This window comes from Rhodococcoides fascians A25f (genome assembly GCF_000760935.2).
Taxonomy (GTDB): domain Bacteria; phylum Actinomycetota; class Actinomycetes; order Mycobacteriales; family Mycobacteriaceae; genus Rhodococcoides.
Map to the genome: position 1 here is coordinate 1,724,803 of NZ_CP049744.1, position 15,890 is coordinate 1,740,692.

At 64.9% G+C, this 15,890-nt stretch carries 17 protein-coding genes; 11 read left to right on the plus strand and 6 right to left on the minus strand.

The window, feature by feature from the left end:
• The first annotated feature begins 107 nt into the window (after positions 1-107).
• The 6 genes from BH93_RS08355 to BH93_RS08380 all read left to right on the plus strand — a co-directional run bounded on the left by BH93_RS08355 (position 108) and on the right by BH93_RS08380 (position 6,039).
• Positions 108-1,007, plus strand: a complete 900-nt coding sequence (locus tag BH93_RS08355) for an HpcH/HpaI aldolase/citrate lyase family protein (RefSeq protein WP_052064829.1) — start codon at positions 108-110, stop codon at positions 1,005-1,007.
• Between the two features lie 70 nt (positions 1,008-1,077).
• Complete coding sequence (locus tag BH93_RS08360) at positions 1,078-1,566, plus strand: general stress protein (protein ID WP_008714301.1); 489 nt, start codon at positions 1,078-1,080, stop codon at positions 1,564-1,566.
• Positions 1,567-1,761: 195 nt separating this feature from the next.
• On the plus strand, positions 1,762-3,084 hold the full coding sequence (locus BH93_RS08365; protein WP_032403028.1) for an ABC transporter substrate-binding protein: 1,323 nt from the start codon (positions 1,762-1,764) through the stop codon (positions 3,082-3,084).
• Positions 3,081-4,031 carry a carbohydrate ABC transporter permease gene (locus BH93_RS08370; RefSeq protein ID WP_032375917.1) on the plus strand — a complete coding sequence of 317 codons (951 nt, stop codon included), beginning with the start codon at positions 3,081-3,083 and terminating at the stop codon, positions 4,029-4,031. Before BH93_RS08365 ends, BH93_RS08370 begins: the two co-directional genes overlap by 4 nt.
• Entirely contained in the window at positions 4,031-4,864 is an 834-nt protein-coding gene (locus BH93_RS08375) for a carbohydrate ABC transporter permease (protein ID WP_037171524.1), read from the plus strand. The genes BH93_RS08370 and BH93_RS08375 overlap by 1 nt, the downstream gene beginning before the upstream one ends.
• Positions 4,865-4,869: 5 nt before the next feature.
• Positions 4,870-6,039, plus strand: a complete 1,170-nt coding sequence (locus tag BH93_RS08380; protein WP_037171522.1) for an ABC transporter ATP-binding protein — start codon at positions 4,870-4,872, stop codon at positions 6,037-6,039.
• Between the two features lie 59 nt (positions 6,040-6,098).
• Here the strand turns inward: BH93_RS08380 and BH93_RS08385 are convergent, their stop codons facing one another.
• The 4 genes from BH93_RS08385 to BH93_RS08400 form a co-directional block, all read right to left on the minus strand.
• Positions 6,099-6,386, minus strand: coding sequence for a hypothetical protein (locus BH93_RS08385; RefSeq protein ID WP_032403030.1), 288 nt, complete (start codon positions 6,384-6,386; stop codon positions 6,099-6,101).
• 193 nt (positions 6,387-6,579) lie between these two features.
• On the minus strand, positions 6,580-8,016 hold the full coding sequence (locus BH93_RS08390; RefSeq protein ID WP_037171519.1) for an MFS transporter: 1,437 nt from the start codon (positions 8,014-8,016) through the stop codon (positions 6,580-6,582).
• 145 nt (positions 8,017-8,161) lie between these two features.
• Positions 8,162-9,022, minus strand: a complete 861-nt coding sequence (locus tag BH93_RS08395; RefSeq protein ID WP_037171518.1) for a hypothetical protein — start codon at positions 9,020-9,022, stop codon at positions 8,162-8,164.
• Positions 9,012-9,728: a metallophosphoesterase family protein gene (locus BH93_RS08400; RefSeq protein ID WP_037172147.1), complete on the minus strand. Its 717-nt coding sequence runs from the start codon at positions 9,726-9,728 to the stop codon at positions 9,012-9,014. Before BH93_RS08400 ends, BH93_RS08395 begins: the two co-directional genes overlap by 11 nt.
• A gap of 103 nt (positions 9,729-9,831) precedes the next feature.
• On the opposite strand from BH93_RS08400, the gene BH93_RS08405 reads away from it, so the two are divergent.
• A complete protein-coding gene (locus BH93_RS08405) occupies positions 9,832-10,416 on the plus strand; it encodes a suppressor of fused domain protein (protein WP_080730375.1) in 585 nt (194 codons plus the stop codon).
• Positions 10,417-10,421: 5 nt separating this feature from the next.
• Here the strand turns inward: BH93_RS08405 and BH93_RS08410 are convergent, their stop codons facing one another.
• Entirely contained in the window at positions 10,422-11,390 is a 969-nt protein-coding gene (locus BH93_RS08410; protein ID WP_037172146.1) for a hypothetical protein, read from the minus strand.
• A gap of 140 nt (positions 11,391-11,530) precedes the next feature.
• On the minus strand, positions 11,531-12,619 hold the full coding sequence (locus tag BH93_RS08415) for a magnesium and cobalt transport protein CorA (RefSeq protein WP_037171517.1): 1,089 nt from the start codon (positions 12,617-12,619) through the stop codon (positions 11,531-11,533).
• A gap of 57 nt (positions 12,620-12,676) precedes the next feature.
• On the opposite strand from BH93_RS08415, the gene BH93_RS08420 reads away from it, so the two are divergent.
• The 4 genes from BH93_RS08420 to BH93_RS08435 all read left to right on the plus strand — a co-directional run bounded on the left by BH93_RS08420 (position 12,677) and on the right by BH93_RS08435 (position 15,887).
• Positions 12,677-13,513: a PHP domain-containing protein gene (locus BH93_RS08420; protein ID WP_037171516.1), complete on the plus strand. Its 837-nt coding sequence runs from the start codon at positions 12,677-12,679 to the stop codon at positions 13,511-13,513.
• Positions 13,510-14,124: a MarC family protein gene (locus BH93_RS08425; RefSeq protein WP_037171515.1), complete on the plus strand. Its 615-nt coding sequence runs from the start codon at positions 13,510-13,512 to the stop codon at positions 14,122-14,124. The genes BH93_RS08420 and BH93_RS08425 overlap by 4 nt, the downstream gene beginning before the upstream one ends.
• The gene (locus tag BH93_RS08430; protein ID WP_052064827.1) at positions 14,121-14,414 is read left to right on the plus strand and encodes a hypothetical protein; all 294 of its coding nucleotides are present in this window, start codon (positions 14,121-14,123) and stop codon (positions 14,412-14,414) included. Before BH93_RS08425 ends, BH93_RS08430 begins: the two co-directional genes overlap by 4 nt.
• A gap of 267 nt (positions 14,415-14,681) precedes the next feature.
• Complete coding sequence (locus BH93_RS08435; protein ID WP_080738926.1) at positions 14,682-15,887, plus strand: NAD(P)-dependent malic enzyme; 1,206 nt, start codon at positions 14,682-14,684, stop codon at positions 15,885-15,887.
• Positions 15,888-15,890 lie beyond the last annotated feature (3 nt).

Genomic DNA, 15,890 nt, shown 5'->3' on the forward strand with positions numbered 1-15,890 from the left:
GTTAGAGGCTGGACAATACAGAGTATGAATCAGACAGGGGTTGTGCTGCGGTGAATGCGTCGGGCCTACGGCGATCGGTACTGGCAGTTCCGGGCAGTTCGGACAAGATGATCGCCAAGGCCAAGGGTCTGCCTGCCGACGCGATCTTCCTTGATCTCGAAGATGCCGTCGCCCCCATCGCGAAGATCGAGGCTCGGGCGCGCATCGTCGATGCGCTGAACTCCGATGGCTGGGGCGATCAGATCAAGGTCGTGCGCGTCAACGACTGGACGACGCAGTGGACGTACGCCGATGTCATCGACGTCGTCTCGGGTGCAGGCCGCAATCTCGACGCCATCCTGTTGCCGAAGGTCGAGTGCGCCGCGCACGTCCAGGCGTTGGATCTTCTTCTCACTCAGCTCGAAAAGGAACACGGTCTCGATGTCGGCGGCATCGGGATCGAGCCGCAGATCGAGAGCGCACGCAGCCTGCGCAACATCGACGAGATCGCGACCGCGAGTCCCCGGGTGCAGACGTTGGTGTTCGGGCCAGCGGATCTGATGGCCAGCGTGAACATGCGCACCCTCGTGGTCGGCGAACAGCCGGTGGGATACGACACCGGCGACGCCTATCACCACATTCTGATGACCATTCTGCTCGCCGCGCGAACTCACGGACTGCAGGCGATCGACGGCCCGTACCTGCAGATTCGTGACCTCGACGCCTTTCGTCGAGCGGCGGGCCGCACGGCCGGCCTCGGTTTCGACGGTAAGTGGGTACTGCATCCGACGCAGATCGAGGCCGCCAACGAGATCTTCGCGCCGCGCCAATCCGACTACGACAAGGCCGAGATGATTCTCGACGCCTACGAGTTCCATACCTCCGCGGCGGGCGGCGCTCGCGGGGCGGTGATGCTCGGCGACGAGATGATCGACGAGGCGAGCCGCAAGATGGCGCTGGTCGTCTCGGCGAAGGGTCGCGCGGCCGGCCTGACGCGCACGACGACGTTCGAGCCGCCCACGTCCTGACCGACCGTCAACCTGCTGTGAACCGCTACAACGGGTGTGCCGGTTGTCCGTTTCGGGGCACAATGGAGCCATGACCAATCCCCTCTCTCAGTCCGGTCGCCCAGGGCAGGGACTGCCGACGCCGCCCTCCGGCTGGCCCATCGGTTCGTACCCCACCTATGCCGAGGCGCAGCGCGCCGTCGACTATCTCTCCGACGAAGAGTTCTCGGTACAGGACGTCACGATCGTCGGCGTCGACCTGATGCAGGTCGAACGCGTCCTCGGCCGCCTTACATGGCCCAAAGTCATTGGTGGAGGCATTGTTTCGGGTGCGTGGCTGGGAGTGTTCCTCGGCCTGGTGCTCGGCATCTTCAGCGAGAACATCTTCGGAGCCCTGCTCATCGGTGTCGGCGGCGGCATCATCTTCGGGTTGATCTCGGCCTCCATTCCGTACGCGGCCACCAAGGGGCAGCGAGATTTCGCGTCGAGCATGCAGTTGGTGGCGGGTCGATACGACGTCCTCTGTGAGCCTCGAACGGCGGAGAAAGCACGCGACCTGCTCGCCAAACTGTCGATCTGATCACACCTGGTGGACGACCAGGCAACCGACAGGTAACGGAATAGCCCCAAATCGCCCTCTATGCCAGTGAGTTCGGTTACGTTTCTTTCGTGCACGGCAGTCCCACACAGTGTGCTGCGCGAGTAATTGAACGTACGGAGGCGGAAAGTGCCGAGACATCGTGGTCGTAGGCGTGGCAAAGCGACGAGAATAGGGGTGTTGGCAGCAGCGGCTCTGGTCACGAGTCCGTTGCTCGCAGCGTGTGGTTCGTCCGACAGTTCGGTTCCGGTTCTGAGTTTCTACACCGCCGCAGACGGCGCAGAGCAGTACGCCGCTGCGGCGCAGGTGTGTTCGGATGCCTCGAACGGTCGATACCGCGTGGAGCAGCGGACGCTGCCCAAGAGCGCGAACGATCAGCGTCTCCAGCTCGCGCGACGCCTCGCCGGAAACGACAAGACGCTGGACCTGATGACGCTCGACGTGGTGTGGACGGCCGAATTCGCCGAAGCCGGATGGGCATTGCCCGTCCCGGAAGACCTGTCCGCGAAGCTGCGCGACGGCTCCACGCTCGAAGGACCGCTCGCCACCGCGGAATGGCAGGACCAGCTGTATGCGGTTCCGCTCAACTCCAACACCCAGTTGCTCTGGTATCGGCCCGACGAGGTGCCGGACGGGGTACCGCCGCAGACGTGGGATCAGCTGATCGACGTGGCCGAGGCCAATGCGGCCGCCGGCAAGCCGGGGCAGATCGGCGTACAGGCCAAGCAGTACGAGGGCTTCATGGTGTGGTTCAACTCGCTGCTCGAGAGTGCGGGTGGTTCGGTCGTCGCCGAGGACGGAACGACGGTGACGCTGAACGACACTCCCGAGCATCGCGCGGCCACCGAGAAGGCCCTCGAGATCATCAAGCGGGTCGCCACGGCCGACGGCCACGACCCATCGGTCTCGCAGAGCGACGAGGCGACGGCCCGGCTCGGGATGGAATCGGGACGGATGGCCTTCCAGGTCAACTACCCGTTCGTGTTGCCCGGTCTGAAGGAGAACGCGATCGCCGGCGCCGTCTCGTTCCTCGATCTCGCGAACGTGCCTGCCGACCAGCAGGACGCGCGTATCGCCGAGGTCTTCCGCAGCGCGCCGTATCCGGAGGTGAACCCCGGCGAGCCCGCGAAGGTCACCATCGGTGGATTCAACATCGGCGTCGCCAAGACGACCCAGCACGAGGATCTCGCGTGGGAGGCCGTCGAGTGCCTCACCAACGAAGAGAACCAGCGCAACAACGCCATCAACGGTGGTGTGCCGCCGGTGCTGAAGTCGCTGTACTCCGATCCGGAGTTCCAGGCCTCCTATCCCGCATGGGAAGGCGTGCTCGGTTCCATCGAATCGGCGGCTGTGCGACCCGTTTCGCCTGCCTACCAGAGCATCTCGATTCTGTTGACCGATGCGCTCAACCCACCGCAGAACATCGATCCGGTAGCCGACGTGGACAAGCTCGCTGATCTTGTCACCAAGGCCGTCAATTCCGAAGGGTTGATTCCATGAGTGCTCCTACCGATTCAGAGCCCCAATCGCAGCCTCTGGACAAGCAGGCAGCCCTGAAGAACGTCTCCGACGGCAAGAAGGCCGAACGGCGGCTGGGACTGTTGCTCATCGCACCCGCAGCGATTCTGATGATCGCCGTCACCGGCTATCCGATCATCTACGCGTTCTGGCTCAGCCTGCAGAAGTACAACCTCGCGTTCCCCGAGGATCGTGAATTCGTCGGCATCTCCAACTACGTCACGGTGCTCTCCGACGGGTACTGGTGGACGGCGTTCGGTGTCACGGCGGGCATCACGATCATCTCGGTCATCATCGAGTTCGTCCTCGGCCTGGCGGTGGCTCTGGTCATGCACCGCACCATCTTCGGCCGTGGACTGGTGCGCACCGTGGTGCTCATCCCGTACGGCATCGTGACCGTCGCCGCGGCGTACAGCTGGTACTACGCATGGACCCCGGGCACGGGATATCTCGCCAATCTGCTGCCCGACGGTAGTGCTCCGCTCACCGAGCAGTTCCCGTCGCTGGCGATCGTCGTGTTGGCCGAGGTGTGGAAGACCACGCCGTTCATGGCGCTGCTGCTCCTGGCAGGGCTGGCGCTGGTGCCCGACGATCTGCTGAAGGCGGCCGAGGTCGACGGAGCAGGCGCGTGGACCAGGTTGATGCGCATCACGATTCCGTTGATGAAGCCGGCGATTCTCGTCGCGGTGCTCTTCCGCACCCTCGACGCGTTCCGCATCTTCGACAACATCTACGTGCTCACCCGAGGTAGCAACGAAACCGGATCGGTCTCGATTCTCGGTTACAACAACCTGTTCGGGGCGTTCAACCTCGGACTCGGGTCGGCGATCAGCATTCTGATCTTCTTCTGCGTCGCGATCATCGCGTTCGTGTTCATCAAGCTGTTCGGTGCCTCGGCACCGGGATCCGACGACGGAGGCCGCAAGTAATGACCACTGTTACGCCTCGCAAGAAGGTCGGTTGGACGGTAGTCAACGTCCTCGTCCTGCTCTACGCACTCGTTCCACTGCTGTGGATCATCAGCCTGTCGTTCAAGTCGACGGCCACCATTGCCGACGGCAACTTCATTCCGCGTGCGATCACCTTCGACAACTACAAGGGCATCTTCTCGACGAATCAGTTCACCTCGGCATTGGTGAACTCGATCGGCATCGGACTGATCACCACGGTGATCGCCGTGGTGATCGGCACGATGGCCGCGTATGCCGTTGCTCGCCTGGACTTCCCGGGAAAGAAGGCACTCGTCGGTGCGGCGCTGCTCATCGCGATGTTCCCCCAGATCTCGCTGGTGACACCGCTGTTCGACATCTCCCGCTCGCTGGGACTGTTCGACACCTGGCCGGGACTGATCATTCCGTACATCACCTTCGCATTGCCGTTGGCGATCTACACCCTCTCGGCGTTCTTCCGCGAGATTCCGTGGGAGCTCGAAAAGGCAGCGAAGATGGACGGCGCGACGCCCGCACAGGCGTTCCGCAAGGTCATCGCCCCGCTGGCTGCGCCCGGCATTGTCACCGCCGCCATTCTGGTGTTCATCTTCGCCTGGAACGACCTGCTGCTCGCCATCTCGTTGACAGCAACGGAACGTTCGGTCACCGTCCCGGCGGCCATCTCGCAGTTCACCGGTAGCTCTCAGTTCGAGGAGCCCACGGGGTCGATCGCGGCGGCAGCAGTCGTCATCACGATCCCGATCATCATTTTTGTGCTCTTCTTCCAACGACGTATCGTGGCGGGCTTGACGTCCGGCGCAGTGAAGGGATAACCGTCATGGCCGAAATAGTTCTCGACAAAGTCACCAAGCTCTACCCCGACGGCGCGGCTGCCGTCAGCGACGTCGACATCACCATCGCCGACGGCGAATTCATCATCCTCGTCGGGCCGTCCGGTTGCGGAAAGTCCACCACCCTCAACATGATCGCCGGCCTCGAGGACATCTCCTCGGGCGAACTGCGCATCGCGGGGGAGCGGGTCAACGAGCGTGCTCCGAAGGATCGCGACATCGCGATGGTGTTCCAGTCCTACGCGCTGTACCCGCACATGACGGTGCGTCAGAACATCGCCTTCCCGCTCACTCTGGCGAAGCTCTCGAAGTCCGAGATCAACACCAAGGTCGAGGAGGCAGCCAAGATCCTCGACCTGAGTCAGCACCTCGACCGCAAGCCGGCGAACCTCTCCGGTGGTCAACGCCAGCGAGTTGCCATGGGCCGCGCCATCGTTCGCACACCCAAGGCCTTCCTGATGGACGAGCCGCTGTCCAACCTCGACGCGAAGCTGCGTGTACAGACGCGCGCCGAGATCTCGCGGCTGCAGAAGCGCCTGGGCACCACCACCGTCTATGTCACGCACGATCAGACCGAGGCCATGACCCTCGGCGACCGCGTCGTGGTGCTGCGCAGCGGACTGGTGCAGCAGATCGGGTCGCCGCAGGAGCTCTACGACAAGCCGCGAAACCTGTTCGTGGGCGGCTTCATCGGATCGCCCTCGATGAATTTCGTTCCCGGACAGCTCACCTCGAACGGCGTGTCCACCGCGCTCGGTGAGATCGACATCCCGCTCGAGCGGATGGATGCGATCAAGGCCAAGAACCCGGGCCGCGAGGTGGTCGTCGGTATCCGCCCCGAGCATTTCGAGGATGCGGCGCTGATCGACGGCTACCAGAAGATGAGCGGTGCCACCTTCACCGCCACCGTCGACGTGCTCGAGTCGATGGGCAGCGACAAGTACGTCTACTTCACGCTCAAGGGCGCCCGCGTCGAATCCAGTGAGCTGCAGGAACTGGCAGCCGACGCTGGTATCGCCGATCTCGGTGGCGCACAGGTCGTTGCGCGTCTGGCGGCCGAGTCCAAGGCCGCCGAGGGTGGTCAGGTGGAACTGTGGTTCGACCCGGCGAAGATCTCGGTGTTCGACCAGGCCTCGGGTGCCAATCTGACGCTGTAGAGCGCTACGCGCATGTGAGCGGAACTTCGTAGTGGGCTACGAAGTTCCGCTCACATGGGTCAGAACGCGGAACCGGTGGTCGGTAACTGGTATCCCTGGAAGAAGTCGAACGGGACCACGTTCGGTGCCGGGTTCTGCAGCTGCGGTGCCGGTGCCTGTGGGAACAGTTCGGGCAGGCGGAACTGATCGGGCTGCTGGTTCTGCTGATACTGCGGCGCGCTGTGGTCACGATCGTCGCGGTCGGACCACAGGGGATCGGCGGACGCGGTGCCGGTGACTGCTACCAGAGGGATGGCCACCAATGCTCCGGTGACTGCTGCGCGGGTGAGAATCTTCTTGGTATTCATCAGGTGTGCCTCTCGTCGGTGTTCGTACCTCCACGACACTAGGTACGCATGAGGTCACCCGAAAGGCAGATTCGTTGACTCCCAGTAGATTACGAGTTTCCTGCCAGGGGCCTCGACCAGCGGCTGAACGGTCCGCGTCCTGGTCGGACGAGGGTGTCACCTGTCAGGCTGCTGTGAGGCGGTCGGCAGTGCGTCATACCGGCATGTTCGACGTGGTGGTCGGCTCGGACTCGGCCACTCGCACCGATTCCCGAGCCGCGGGGGTGCTCCTGATGGCCAGGGCCGCGAGTACGACGACGAGGCAGGCCACCGCGCCTGCGACGAAGGCTGCGGTGTACACGCTCTCGCGGGCAACGGCCGTCCCGTCGATGGTGAACATGGCCAGGACGGTGGACAGCGTGGCGCTGGCAATCGAGGTACCGACTGTTCGGACGATCGAATTGACGCTGTTCGCCACCCCGGTGTCCGCTGCGCTGACCTCGGCCATGAGCAGGTTCGGCAGGGCAGCGAACGCAAGACTGACGAACATGTTGATGACGATGCCTGCGGTGATCAGCTGCCAGGTGTGATCGTGGGCGAGTGCGACGAAGACGAATCCGACCAGCCCGATCATGGCTCCTGCGATCAGTACTCGCCGCGGCCCGAACGACCGGATGAGACGGCCACTGACGACGGCTGCGACTACTCCGACCGCCGCGCCGGGCAGCAGGTACACAACGCTCGCCTCGAGAACATTCGCGGTGAAGCCGTAGCCGGCCACGGCTCGTGGTGTCTGCACGAAGTACGAGCAGGCGAGGAAATTGACGAACATCCCGATACCGACGAACAGGGTGGCGACGTTGGTGGCGAGCAACGGGCCGTGGGTGAGCATGCGGGGTGCGACGAGTGGCTCGTCGGCGCGCTTCTCGAAGTTCCACCAGATGGCCCCCGCGACTACACCGACAACCGCGCAGCCGATGGTGGCGATCGAACCCCACCCCCAGGTGCGGCCCTGGGTCAGGGCGAGGAACAGCAGAAGCAGAGTCACCGCGAGCAGTGCAGCGCCCCACCAGTCGACGGTGCCGCCACTGGTTCTCGGACGCGCCGGTACACCGAACCAGGCGATCGCGAGAGCGAGCACCACGAAGGCAACAGTGAGCCAGAACACGCGGTGGTAGTCGGCACCGTTGGCCGTCAGCAGCCCGGTCAACACCAGTCCGAACCCGCCGCCGACGCCGAGTGTGCCGGACAGGACTGCCATCGAGCCCACGAGCTTACGAGGAGGCATCTCGTCGCGAAGGACGGCAAGCGCGATGGGGAACAGTGCGTAGGCCACGCCCTGCAGGACCCGGCCGACGATCAGCCACAGCAACGAGTGCGTCAGGGCCGCGAGCAGAGATCCGGCGAGGACGACGGTGAGCACACCGATCAGCACCGGACGCTTACCGTGCAGGTCGGCGAGCCTCCCGATGACCGGGGTGGCGATCACCGCCGCGAGAAGATTGGCCGTCAGTACCCATCCGGCGGCGGTGGTGCTGACCCCGAGTTGGGTGCCGATGGTCAGAACGATGGGGACGACCATCGTTTGCAGGACCGCGAGAGTCATGACGATGAAACAGAGTCCGGGCAGCAGTATGCGGCGGGTGGACATGAAAGAGCTACCTCGTTACCTATCGACTATGCGGTGGAGCCGAAAAAATTAGAATGATGAACGCATCTAAGTAACTATCAGAGATCGGTGTACCAGGGAAGTGAGCCGGGGCCGCCACCACGGCCGAGCGTCGACGCGGGCAGTACTACGGCCGGGTAGGTTTGCCCAGCGCTTTCTGCCGGAGTTCGCTGACGATCTCGTCGTTCCAGACGTGTTCGCGCACCAGGCGGTAACGCTCCCGGCTCATCCAGAGGTACGCCTCCGCGTCGGTGCGATCCTCGAGGATCTCGGCCGCGCGCACCATGCGCACCACCGGCAGGTACTCCTCACCGAACCAACGCCGCGCGACGGTACCGCGGTCGACGAATTCACCGACCTCCTGCATCAGCCGGAAGCCCCACGCCTCGACCGACTCGCTGAGCTGGGCGTAGTCGAACGGATCGGTCACCTGGACGGCCTCGCGGGCCTTGCCCACCAACGGGACACGACTGAGGAAGATGCGCCGGTGGTCCTTGATCAGCAGATCGCCGCGTCGGGTGATGCCCTCGGGGGAGATGCGCGTGATGATCTCGGTGACGACGGCGTCGATCGTCGTGCGGTGCATGGCGAATGCGATGGACACTCGATGATGGCCGTCGACGACGAAATGCATGCCACCGATGCGGTACACCTGGATCGGGGGCATCGCCTCACCGCGGCGTTGGGCGGCTGCCAGTCGCTGCCAGCGTTCACGAATGCGCGCCGACGTCGGCCGGAAGAAGCGGTCGAAATCGCGAGTGCGGTCGACGCTTCCGACGATGGTCTCGACGCGAATGACCTGCAGGCCGAGATGACGCTCGCCCACCTTGCCGAGCGCGGCAACCACCTCGTCGAACGGCAGGATGGTGTTGACGTCGTCGGGTTGACGCCGGAGCCATCCGACCAGACGGGCGACGTCGGCGCGTCGGCGCTGGCGGGTGAAGTCGTTCTCCGCATCGGCGGCCGGAAATCCGGTGTCACGTGCCATGCCTGCGCCTCACGATCCTCGGTGCCTCGAATTCGGTTCTCTGTCCGCCCGGTTCGATCTCGAGCAGGGTGTACCCGACGGTGTTGATCACCGCTGCGCCGTGCAGGGTCAGATCCTCCGGCGTTGCGCCGTGCGGATGAATATGGCCGTGCAACAACAACTGTGGGGCGAGTCTTCGCGTCACCTCGTCGAGGCAGTCGAAACCGATGTGTGCGGGGTCGGTGTCGTCTCCGACGCCGAGCGGCGGACTGTGGGTCAGCAGAATGTCCAGGGGCCGAAAGTCTTTGCGGACGTTGCGATGCCACGCGAACGTCCGAGTCAGGGTGCGTGAGCGTCGACGCTGCTGCCGCTGGGTCCACTGGTTGGGCCCGCCGTTGTAGCGGATGGACCCGCCGAGACCGGCGATCCGCAGGCCCGCCGCGGAGACGATTCGGCGATCGACGTTGACGGCTCCGACGGGTCCGGGCCAGGTGGTGGGGAGCCCGGCGCGCATCCATCCCGCACGTCCGGCCGAGTAGCCGGTGAGGTCCGCGTCGTGGTTGCCGGGAACGAATACGCACGGCGCGTTCAAGGCATCGGTGAGGTATTCGAGGTAGTCGAACGGAAGGTCGCCTGCGCCGAGAATCAAGTCGACTCCGAGCGACTTCACCTGCGGACTCCACAGGGATTCGATCGTTTCGTCGGACACTGCGAGAACGGAGACCACGGTACGACGGTACCCACCTCCGTTGCGTGGCACCTCCGAACGGACTTCTCGGGCATCGGTGGTGTTGGATGGGTCAGGTGAGCGACAGTGTTGGATGGGTCACGTGAGTGACAGTGTCATTGCAGCGGTACGCGCACATCTGCTGACCGAGATCGGCGACGAGAATCCGTCGTCGGCGTCGGTGACGTTCCTCGGCCTCGAGCCGCTGGACGTCCTGAGATTCGGCGCGGACTCCGACGTGGTCCGGTACGTCAGTCTCGGCTGTTCCCGGCACCCCATGGCCGATCCCAACGAACTCGTCGCAGATCCCTCGCGTGGCCCCCGAGCCGAACTGGTGCTGACTCTCCGAGGGGGTGCAGGCGTGGCCTCGGGCGTGCACAAGAGCCTGGCCGTTCTGGCTGCGTCACCCGCGGTGGAGGGCGTCGTACTCGTCGAGGACGCGCTGCTCGATCTGAGCGAGCCGCTGTGGACCAACGCGCCGTTCACCGCCGTGCTGCTCGGGGCGAGCGACATCGCAGACCTGACACTGCCCGAGCCCTACGATCCGGTTCGCTTTCTGGCCGCCGTCCCTCTCACCGGCACCGAGGCAGCCTGGGTGCGGTTGCGCGGAGCCGATGCGCTACGTGAGGCCTGGGCCGAGGCGGGGATCGACGTCCGCGATCCCAACCGGTCTGCCGCCAGCCTCTGACGAAGTTACCGCGCGTAGGACGCCAGTTCCGGTTCGGCGGTGACGGAATCGTCGATCAGGTGCCGAGGTACCTGAGCCAGATACTTCAGTCCGGTGATCGCCGCACGCGCGTCGTAGCGCAGGTTCGGCATCGCGGTGGTGAAACACAGATTGTCCGAGATGCGCTCGCGCACAGCAGGTCCGTCGTGTTCGAGCGCGTCGAGGACGAGATGAAAGGCGACGTTGTCGCCGATGATGTTGAAGTGTTCGACGGGCCGCAGCGGACAGATGTCCTGGACGGCGATGTTCGCGGCTCCAGCGAGAGTGCTGGCGTGCGGTTGCGGATAGATGAGCTCGTCGAAGCGCGTGAAGATCGAGGTGTAGCTGGGTCCCGCGGGCAGCGGACGGGCCGCCAGCGCGGTGAGGAACTTCGATCCGGTGGCGATCTGCCAGTTCGCCGGCGGGCACTCCTGCGAGTCGTCGCACCCCGAGCGGGCCGAGTCGGTGCCGTTGTACGGGGTGGCGAGGGAGATGAAATCCGACACCAGGGCAGGCAGGTCCGGCCAGAACGTCAACGCCCACAGCTCGTCGAGCGGGCCGTGCTGGTGACCCATCAGGACGACCTGGCGACCGCTGTCGGCTGCCATCGTCCGAACCGCGTGCACCACGTATTGGGCGGCGACCTGTAGGTCTCCGTACCCTTCGTCCGGCAGCGAGAGGCTGCACACCGGTATCCCTGCGGCGGGCAGTGACTGCAGGTAGTTCCAACCGAACGATTGCTGATCGGTGGCGAAAGCGGGGGTGAGCAGAACCGGATCGCGGGTGGCGTCGTGCAGATCCGTGGTGCACGTGAGTGCCTTGTCGAGATCGGCCTGCGCGACGGTCAGCGGCGGACCGGCGGGAGCGGCGTGAACCGGCTGAGCCGACGCGGCCCCCGGCGCGGACGAACAGATCACGGCGACGGCGACGGCCAGTACCAGCGTGCGGATTCTCATCGATCCCTTCCGAATGACGATGCAGGGCTTCTGCAGTCTCATCCGGCGAGAACAGGTGGGTTCGTCACCCGGCGGCGTTCGGGGCAATCACCAACAACCGGTGCTCGACGTTGGACGACGTCCAACGTCGAGCGTGGCTTCTACAGCCAGTCGTTCTTGTGAAACGTGCGCCACAATCCGATGCAGACGCAGGCGACGATCCCGGCGATCAGGTGGTAGCCGTAGGTCCAGTGCAGCTCGGGCATGTTGTCGAAGTTCATCCCGTAGATGCCCGCGACCATAGTCGGCACTGCCGCGATCGCCACCCACGCCGAAATCTTGCGCATGTCCAGGTTCTGCTGCATCGTCACCCGGGCCAGTGCGGCGTCGACCAGCGAGCTGAGTACCTCGTCGTACTCGGAGATCCGCTCGGCGACGGTGGTGTGGTGGTCCTGCACGTCGCGCAGATACCGTCGCACGGCCTTCGGCACGCTCGGTTCCTGCACCAGACGAGCCAACGGCGTCGACAGCGGCGTCACCGACCGGCGCAGCTCGACGACCTCTCGCTTGAGCAGGTAGATGTTCTCGATGGGCACGTGGTGGTGCGGGGAGAACACCTCCTCTTCCATACCGTCGACGTCTCGCTCGATCGACTCGGTCACCGCCAGATACTCGTCGACGACGTGGTCGGCCACAGCGTGCAGCACCGCGGACGGCCCGAGTGCGAGCTGTTCCGGGTTCGCTTCGAGGCGCTGCCGGACGCCGGCCAACCCCGAATGTTCACCGTGCCGGACGGTGATGACGAAGTCGCTGCCGACCATCACCATGATCTCGCCGCTCTCGACGATCTCGTTGGCGGTGGTCACCGACTCGTGCTCGACGTACTTCACCGTCCGCAGCACCAGGAATGCGACGTCGTCGTAGCGTTCGAGTTTCGGTCGCTGGTGTGCGTGCACGGTGTCCTCGACCATCAATTCGTGCAGTCCGTAGCACTGCGCGATCGCGTTCATCTGATGGTCGTCGGGCGCATGAAGGCCGACCCACACGAACCCTTCGCCGCGCGCGCGTACCTCCGCAATGGCCGAGGTGTGGGTGAATCTGCCGGGCAATCGGGAGCCGTCGACGTACACCGCGCAGTCGACGATCGCGCGGGCCGTGGGCACCGGAATTCTCGGGCCCGGATCGATTGCGGCCTTGGGTCCTCGTCGATGCAGTGACGGTAGCGACGGTCGAGGTGGAAGGGACGGCATGGCGGGCAATCGTACGCCAGCAAAACGACGAGACGGAGAGCCTGGAACACTGTCGAGGTGCTCATCGATCTTCATACCCACTCGACGGCGTCCGACGGTACCGACAGCCCAACCGAGCTGGTCCACGCCGCGTCCGCGGCGGGACTGTCGGTGGTGGCGCTGACAGACCACGACACCACGTCGGGCTGGGACGAAGCGGCCGCGGCCGTTCCTCCCGGTCTGACGCTCGTGCGCGGTATGGAACTCTCGTGCACCGGACGCGGTGAGGACGGCGAACCGGTTCCCGTGCACCTGCTCGCGTACCTCTTCGACCCCGAGAACGATGCGTTCGCGGCCGAGCGCGCGCGTCTGCGCGGCGAACGGGTGACGAGGTTGCGCGCCATCGCCGAGAACATGGCGGCCGACGGTCTGCCGATCGATCCCGACGCAGTGTTGGCCTCGGCCGGTGCCGCAGCCGGACGTCCCCATCTCGGCCGCGCGCTGATCGACGCCGGATACGTTCCGGACATGAACGCCGCGTTCGCCGGTCCGTTGGCGACCAGCGGCAAGTACTACGTGGAGAAGCTGGACACTCCGCTCGAGGCTGCGGTTCGGATGATCGCGGCAGCAGGCGGGGTGAGTGTGCTCGCGCATGCTCGGGCCCGCGCGCGCGGACGCATCCTCGACCTGGACCACATTCGAGAACTGACGCCGTTGGGGCTCGGCGGAGTAGAGGTCCATCACATGGATCATTCGCCCGAGGACACTGCGGTGATGGCCGATCTCGCCGCCGAACTGGACCTGATCGTCACGGGGTCCTCGGATTACCACGGGACCAACAAGACGGTGCAACTCGGCGAATACACCACTGCCCCGGACCAATACGACCGAATAGTTGCGGCGGCTCGCTCATGACCTTCGATGTGACGCTCTACCTGACCGTGCTCATCACCCTGTTCGTCATCATGGACCCGCCGGGCGCTATCCCGGTGTTCCTGTCCCTGGTGGGCCGCAAGAGCAAGGAAGCTCGCAACAAGGCCGCGTGGCAGGCACCCGCCGTCTCGCTGACCGTCATCTCGGTGTTCGCCATCGGCGGTCAGGCGATTCTGAGCTACCTGCACATCGGCATCCCGGCACTGCAGGGCGCGGGCGGTTTGCTGCTGCTGCTCATCGCCCTGTCGTTGCTCACCGGCAAGGGTGCGGGCGGCGACTCCGCGGCGGAGGACGTCAACGTCGCCCTCGTGCCACTCGGGACTCCGCTGATGGCAGGTCCCGGTGCCATCGCCGCAGTGATCGTCTACGTCAGCCAGGCCGACGGTGACGCGGGCTCGTTACTCGCAATTGCCCTGGGCATCATCACTATTCACGTGCTGTTCTTCCTGGTCTTGCGATTCTCGACGGTACTGATCCGTCTTCTCGGTGAAGGTGGCATCTCGCTGCTGGCGCGTATCGCAGGTTTGTTGCTCGCCGCCATTGCGGTGCAGTTGATCGCGGATTCGGTCCGCGGATTCGTGGCCGGCGGATGACCGGGGCCAGGGCGGGAGCGGGGCTCCGCTTCCTGCGGGGGTTCAGCGGTGTCGTCACCGCGGGTCTGGTGGTGCTCGCGATCGGTGTCGCCGTCACTCAATATCTCGGCCACTCCCGCGGCTTCCCCGGGCCAGGGGGTCTTTCCGTCGCTGCACACATCGCCGCCGCCGTGGTGGCCGTCGTCGCCCAGCGCATCGCGGATCATCGGCGCGGGTTCTCCGCGTTCCTCGGTGCACTCGTCGTCTTCGTCGTCACCGGCCTGGTGCTGTGGACACAATGGTGGCAATGACGGCAGGGGTGGCAATGAGGACAACAGACGGGGTTCGCTTCTGACTCTGTGGTCAGGTGGCCGAGCGGTGTGGCACACTGAGCCCACCGATAGGGCTACAGCCCATCGCTGATCGTGTCGGCACACCCGCCGCACCTGCGAGACACGCTTTCGGCAGTTTGCAGCCAGCACTGGCGCACTCCGAGCGCTCTCCATTCCCAGAACCACTCACTTCGTTGACATGCGTCGCCTTGCTGGTCGAGGTCGACAGTGCGAGGAGCTTTCACCGTGACGGCAGTCGAAGACACCACAGCACCGAACTCGGCACCGGCAGTGCCGGCCGCGATCACCGACGAGGAGATCTTCGCCGGGCATCTCGGCGGAAAGCTGTCGGTCGAGTTGGCGGCACCGCTCGAGACCCAGCGCGATCTGTCCATCGCCTACACCCCCGGGGTGGCCCAGGTCAGCCGCGCCATCGCGGCCGATGCGTCGCTGGCCAAGCGATACACCTGGACCGATCGCCTCGTCGCCGTCATCTCCGACGGTTCCGCGGTGCTCGGCCTGGGCGACATCGGCCCCCGGGCGTCGTTGCCGGTGATGGAGGGCAAGGCCGCACTGTTCAAGAAGTTCGCCGGCCTCGATTCCATCCCGATCGTCCTAGACACCAACGACGTCGACGAGATCGTCGAAACCATCGTGCGGATGCGGCACAGCTTCGGAGCCGTCAACCTCGAAGACATCTCGGCGCCACGCTGTTTCGAGATCGAACGCCGCGTCATCGAGGCGCTCGACTGCCCGGTGATGCACGACGATCAACACGGCACCGCCATCGTCGTCCTCGCTGCGCTCAACGGGGCAGCGAAGGTGCAGGGCCGCAGCACGTCCGAATTGAAGGTCGTCGTCTCCGGAGCCGGCGCAGCGGGCGTCGCGTGCACCAACATGCTCCTGCTGGCCGGTATCCTGGACGTGGTGGTGCTCGACTCCAAGGGCATCGTCTCCTCCGATCGCCACGACCTCACCAGCGTCAAGACCGATCTCGCTGCGCGCACCAACCCGCGTGCACTGTCCGGGGGAGCGGCCGAGGCATTGGCCGGAGCAGATGTGTTCCTCGGTCTGTCTGCAGGCAAGGTCGACGAGCGCTACATCGCCTCGATGGCCCCGGAGTCCATCGTGTTCGCGCTGTCGAACCCCGATCCGGAGATTCACCCGGAGGTGGCGAGAAAGTACGCCGCCATCGTCGCGACCGGACGCAGCGACTTCCCGAACCAGATCAACAATGTTCTCGCCTTCCCCGGTGTGTTCAAGGGTGCGCTCGACGCGGGCGCTCGCCGCATCACCGAAGGCATGAAGCTCGCCGCTGCCGAGGCAATCCTCTCGGTTCTCGGCGACGAGTTGGCTGCGGACAAAATCGTGCCCAGCCCACTCGATCCTCGTGTCGCCCCGGCCGTTGCGGACGCAGTTGCGGCAGCAGCGCGAGCCGAGGGCGTCGCGTAGGAA

Bases quoted from the DNA above. Each gene is read 5' to 3' on its own strand.
- BH93_RS08355 (WP_052064829.1), top strand. From the start codon at position 108: ATGATCGCCAAGGCCAAGGGTCTGCCTGCCGACGCGATCTTCCTTGAT.
- BH93_RS08360 (WP_008714301.1), top strand. From the start codon at position 1,078: ATGACCAATCCCCTCTCTCAGTCCGGTCGCCCAGGGCAGGGACTGCCG.
- BH93_RS08370 (WP_032375917.1), top strand. From the start codon at position 3,081: ATGAGTGCTCCTACCGATTCAGAGCCCCAATCGCAGCCTCTGGACAAG.
- BH93_RS08375 (WP_037171524.1), top strand. From the start codon at position 4,031: ATGACCACTGTTACGCCTCGCAAGAAGGTCGGTTGGACGGTAGTCAAC.
- BH93_RS08380 (WP_037171522.1), top strand. From the start codon at position 4,870: ATGGCCGAAATAGTTCTCGACAAAGTCACCAAGCTCTACCCCGACGGC.
- BH93_RS08385 (WP_032403030.1), bottom strand. From the start codon at position 6,386: ATGAATACCAAGAAGATTCTCACCCGCGCAGCAGTCACCGGAGCATTG.
- BH93_RS08390 (WP_037171519.1), bottom strand. From the start codon at position 8,016: ATGTCCACCCGCCGCATACTGCTGCCCGGACTCTGTTTCATCGTCATG.
- BH93_RS08395 (WP_037171518.1), bottom strand. From the start codon at position 9,022: ATGGCACGTGACACCGGATTTCCGGCCGCCGATGCGGAGAACGACTTC.
- BH93_RS08410 (WP_037172146.1), bottom strand. From the start codon at position 11,390: ATGAGAATCCGCACGCTGGTACTGGCCGTCGCCGTCGCCGTGATCTGT.
- BH93_RS08415 (WP_037171517.1), bottom strand. From the start codon at position 12,619: ATGCCGTCCCTTCCACCTCGACCGTCGCTACCGTCACTGCATCGACGA.
- BH93_RS08425 (WP_037171515.1), top strand. From the start codon at position 13,510: ATGACCTTCGATGTGACGCTCTACCTGACCGTGCTCATCACCCTGTTC.
- BH93_RS08430 (WP_052064827.1), top strand. From the start codon at position 14,121: ATGACCGGGGCCAGGGCGGGAGCGGGGCTCCGCTTCCTGCGGGGGTTC.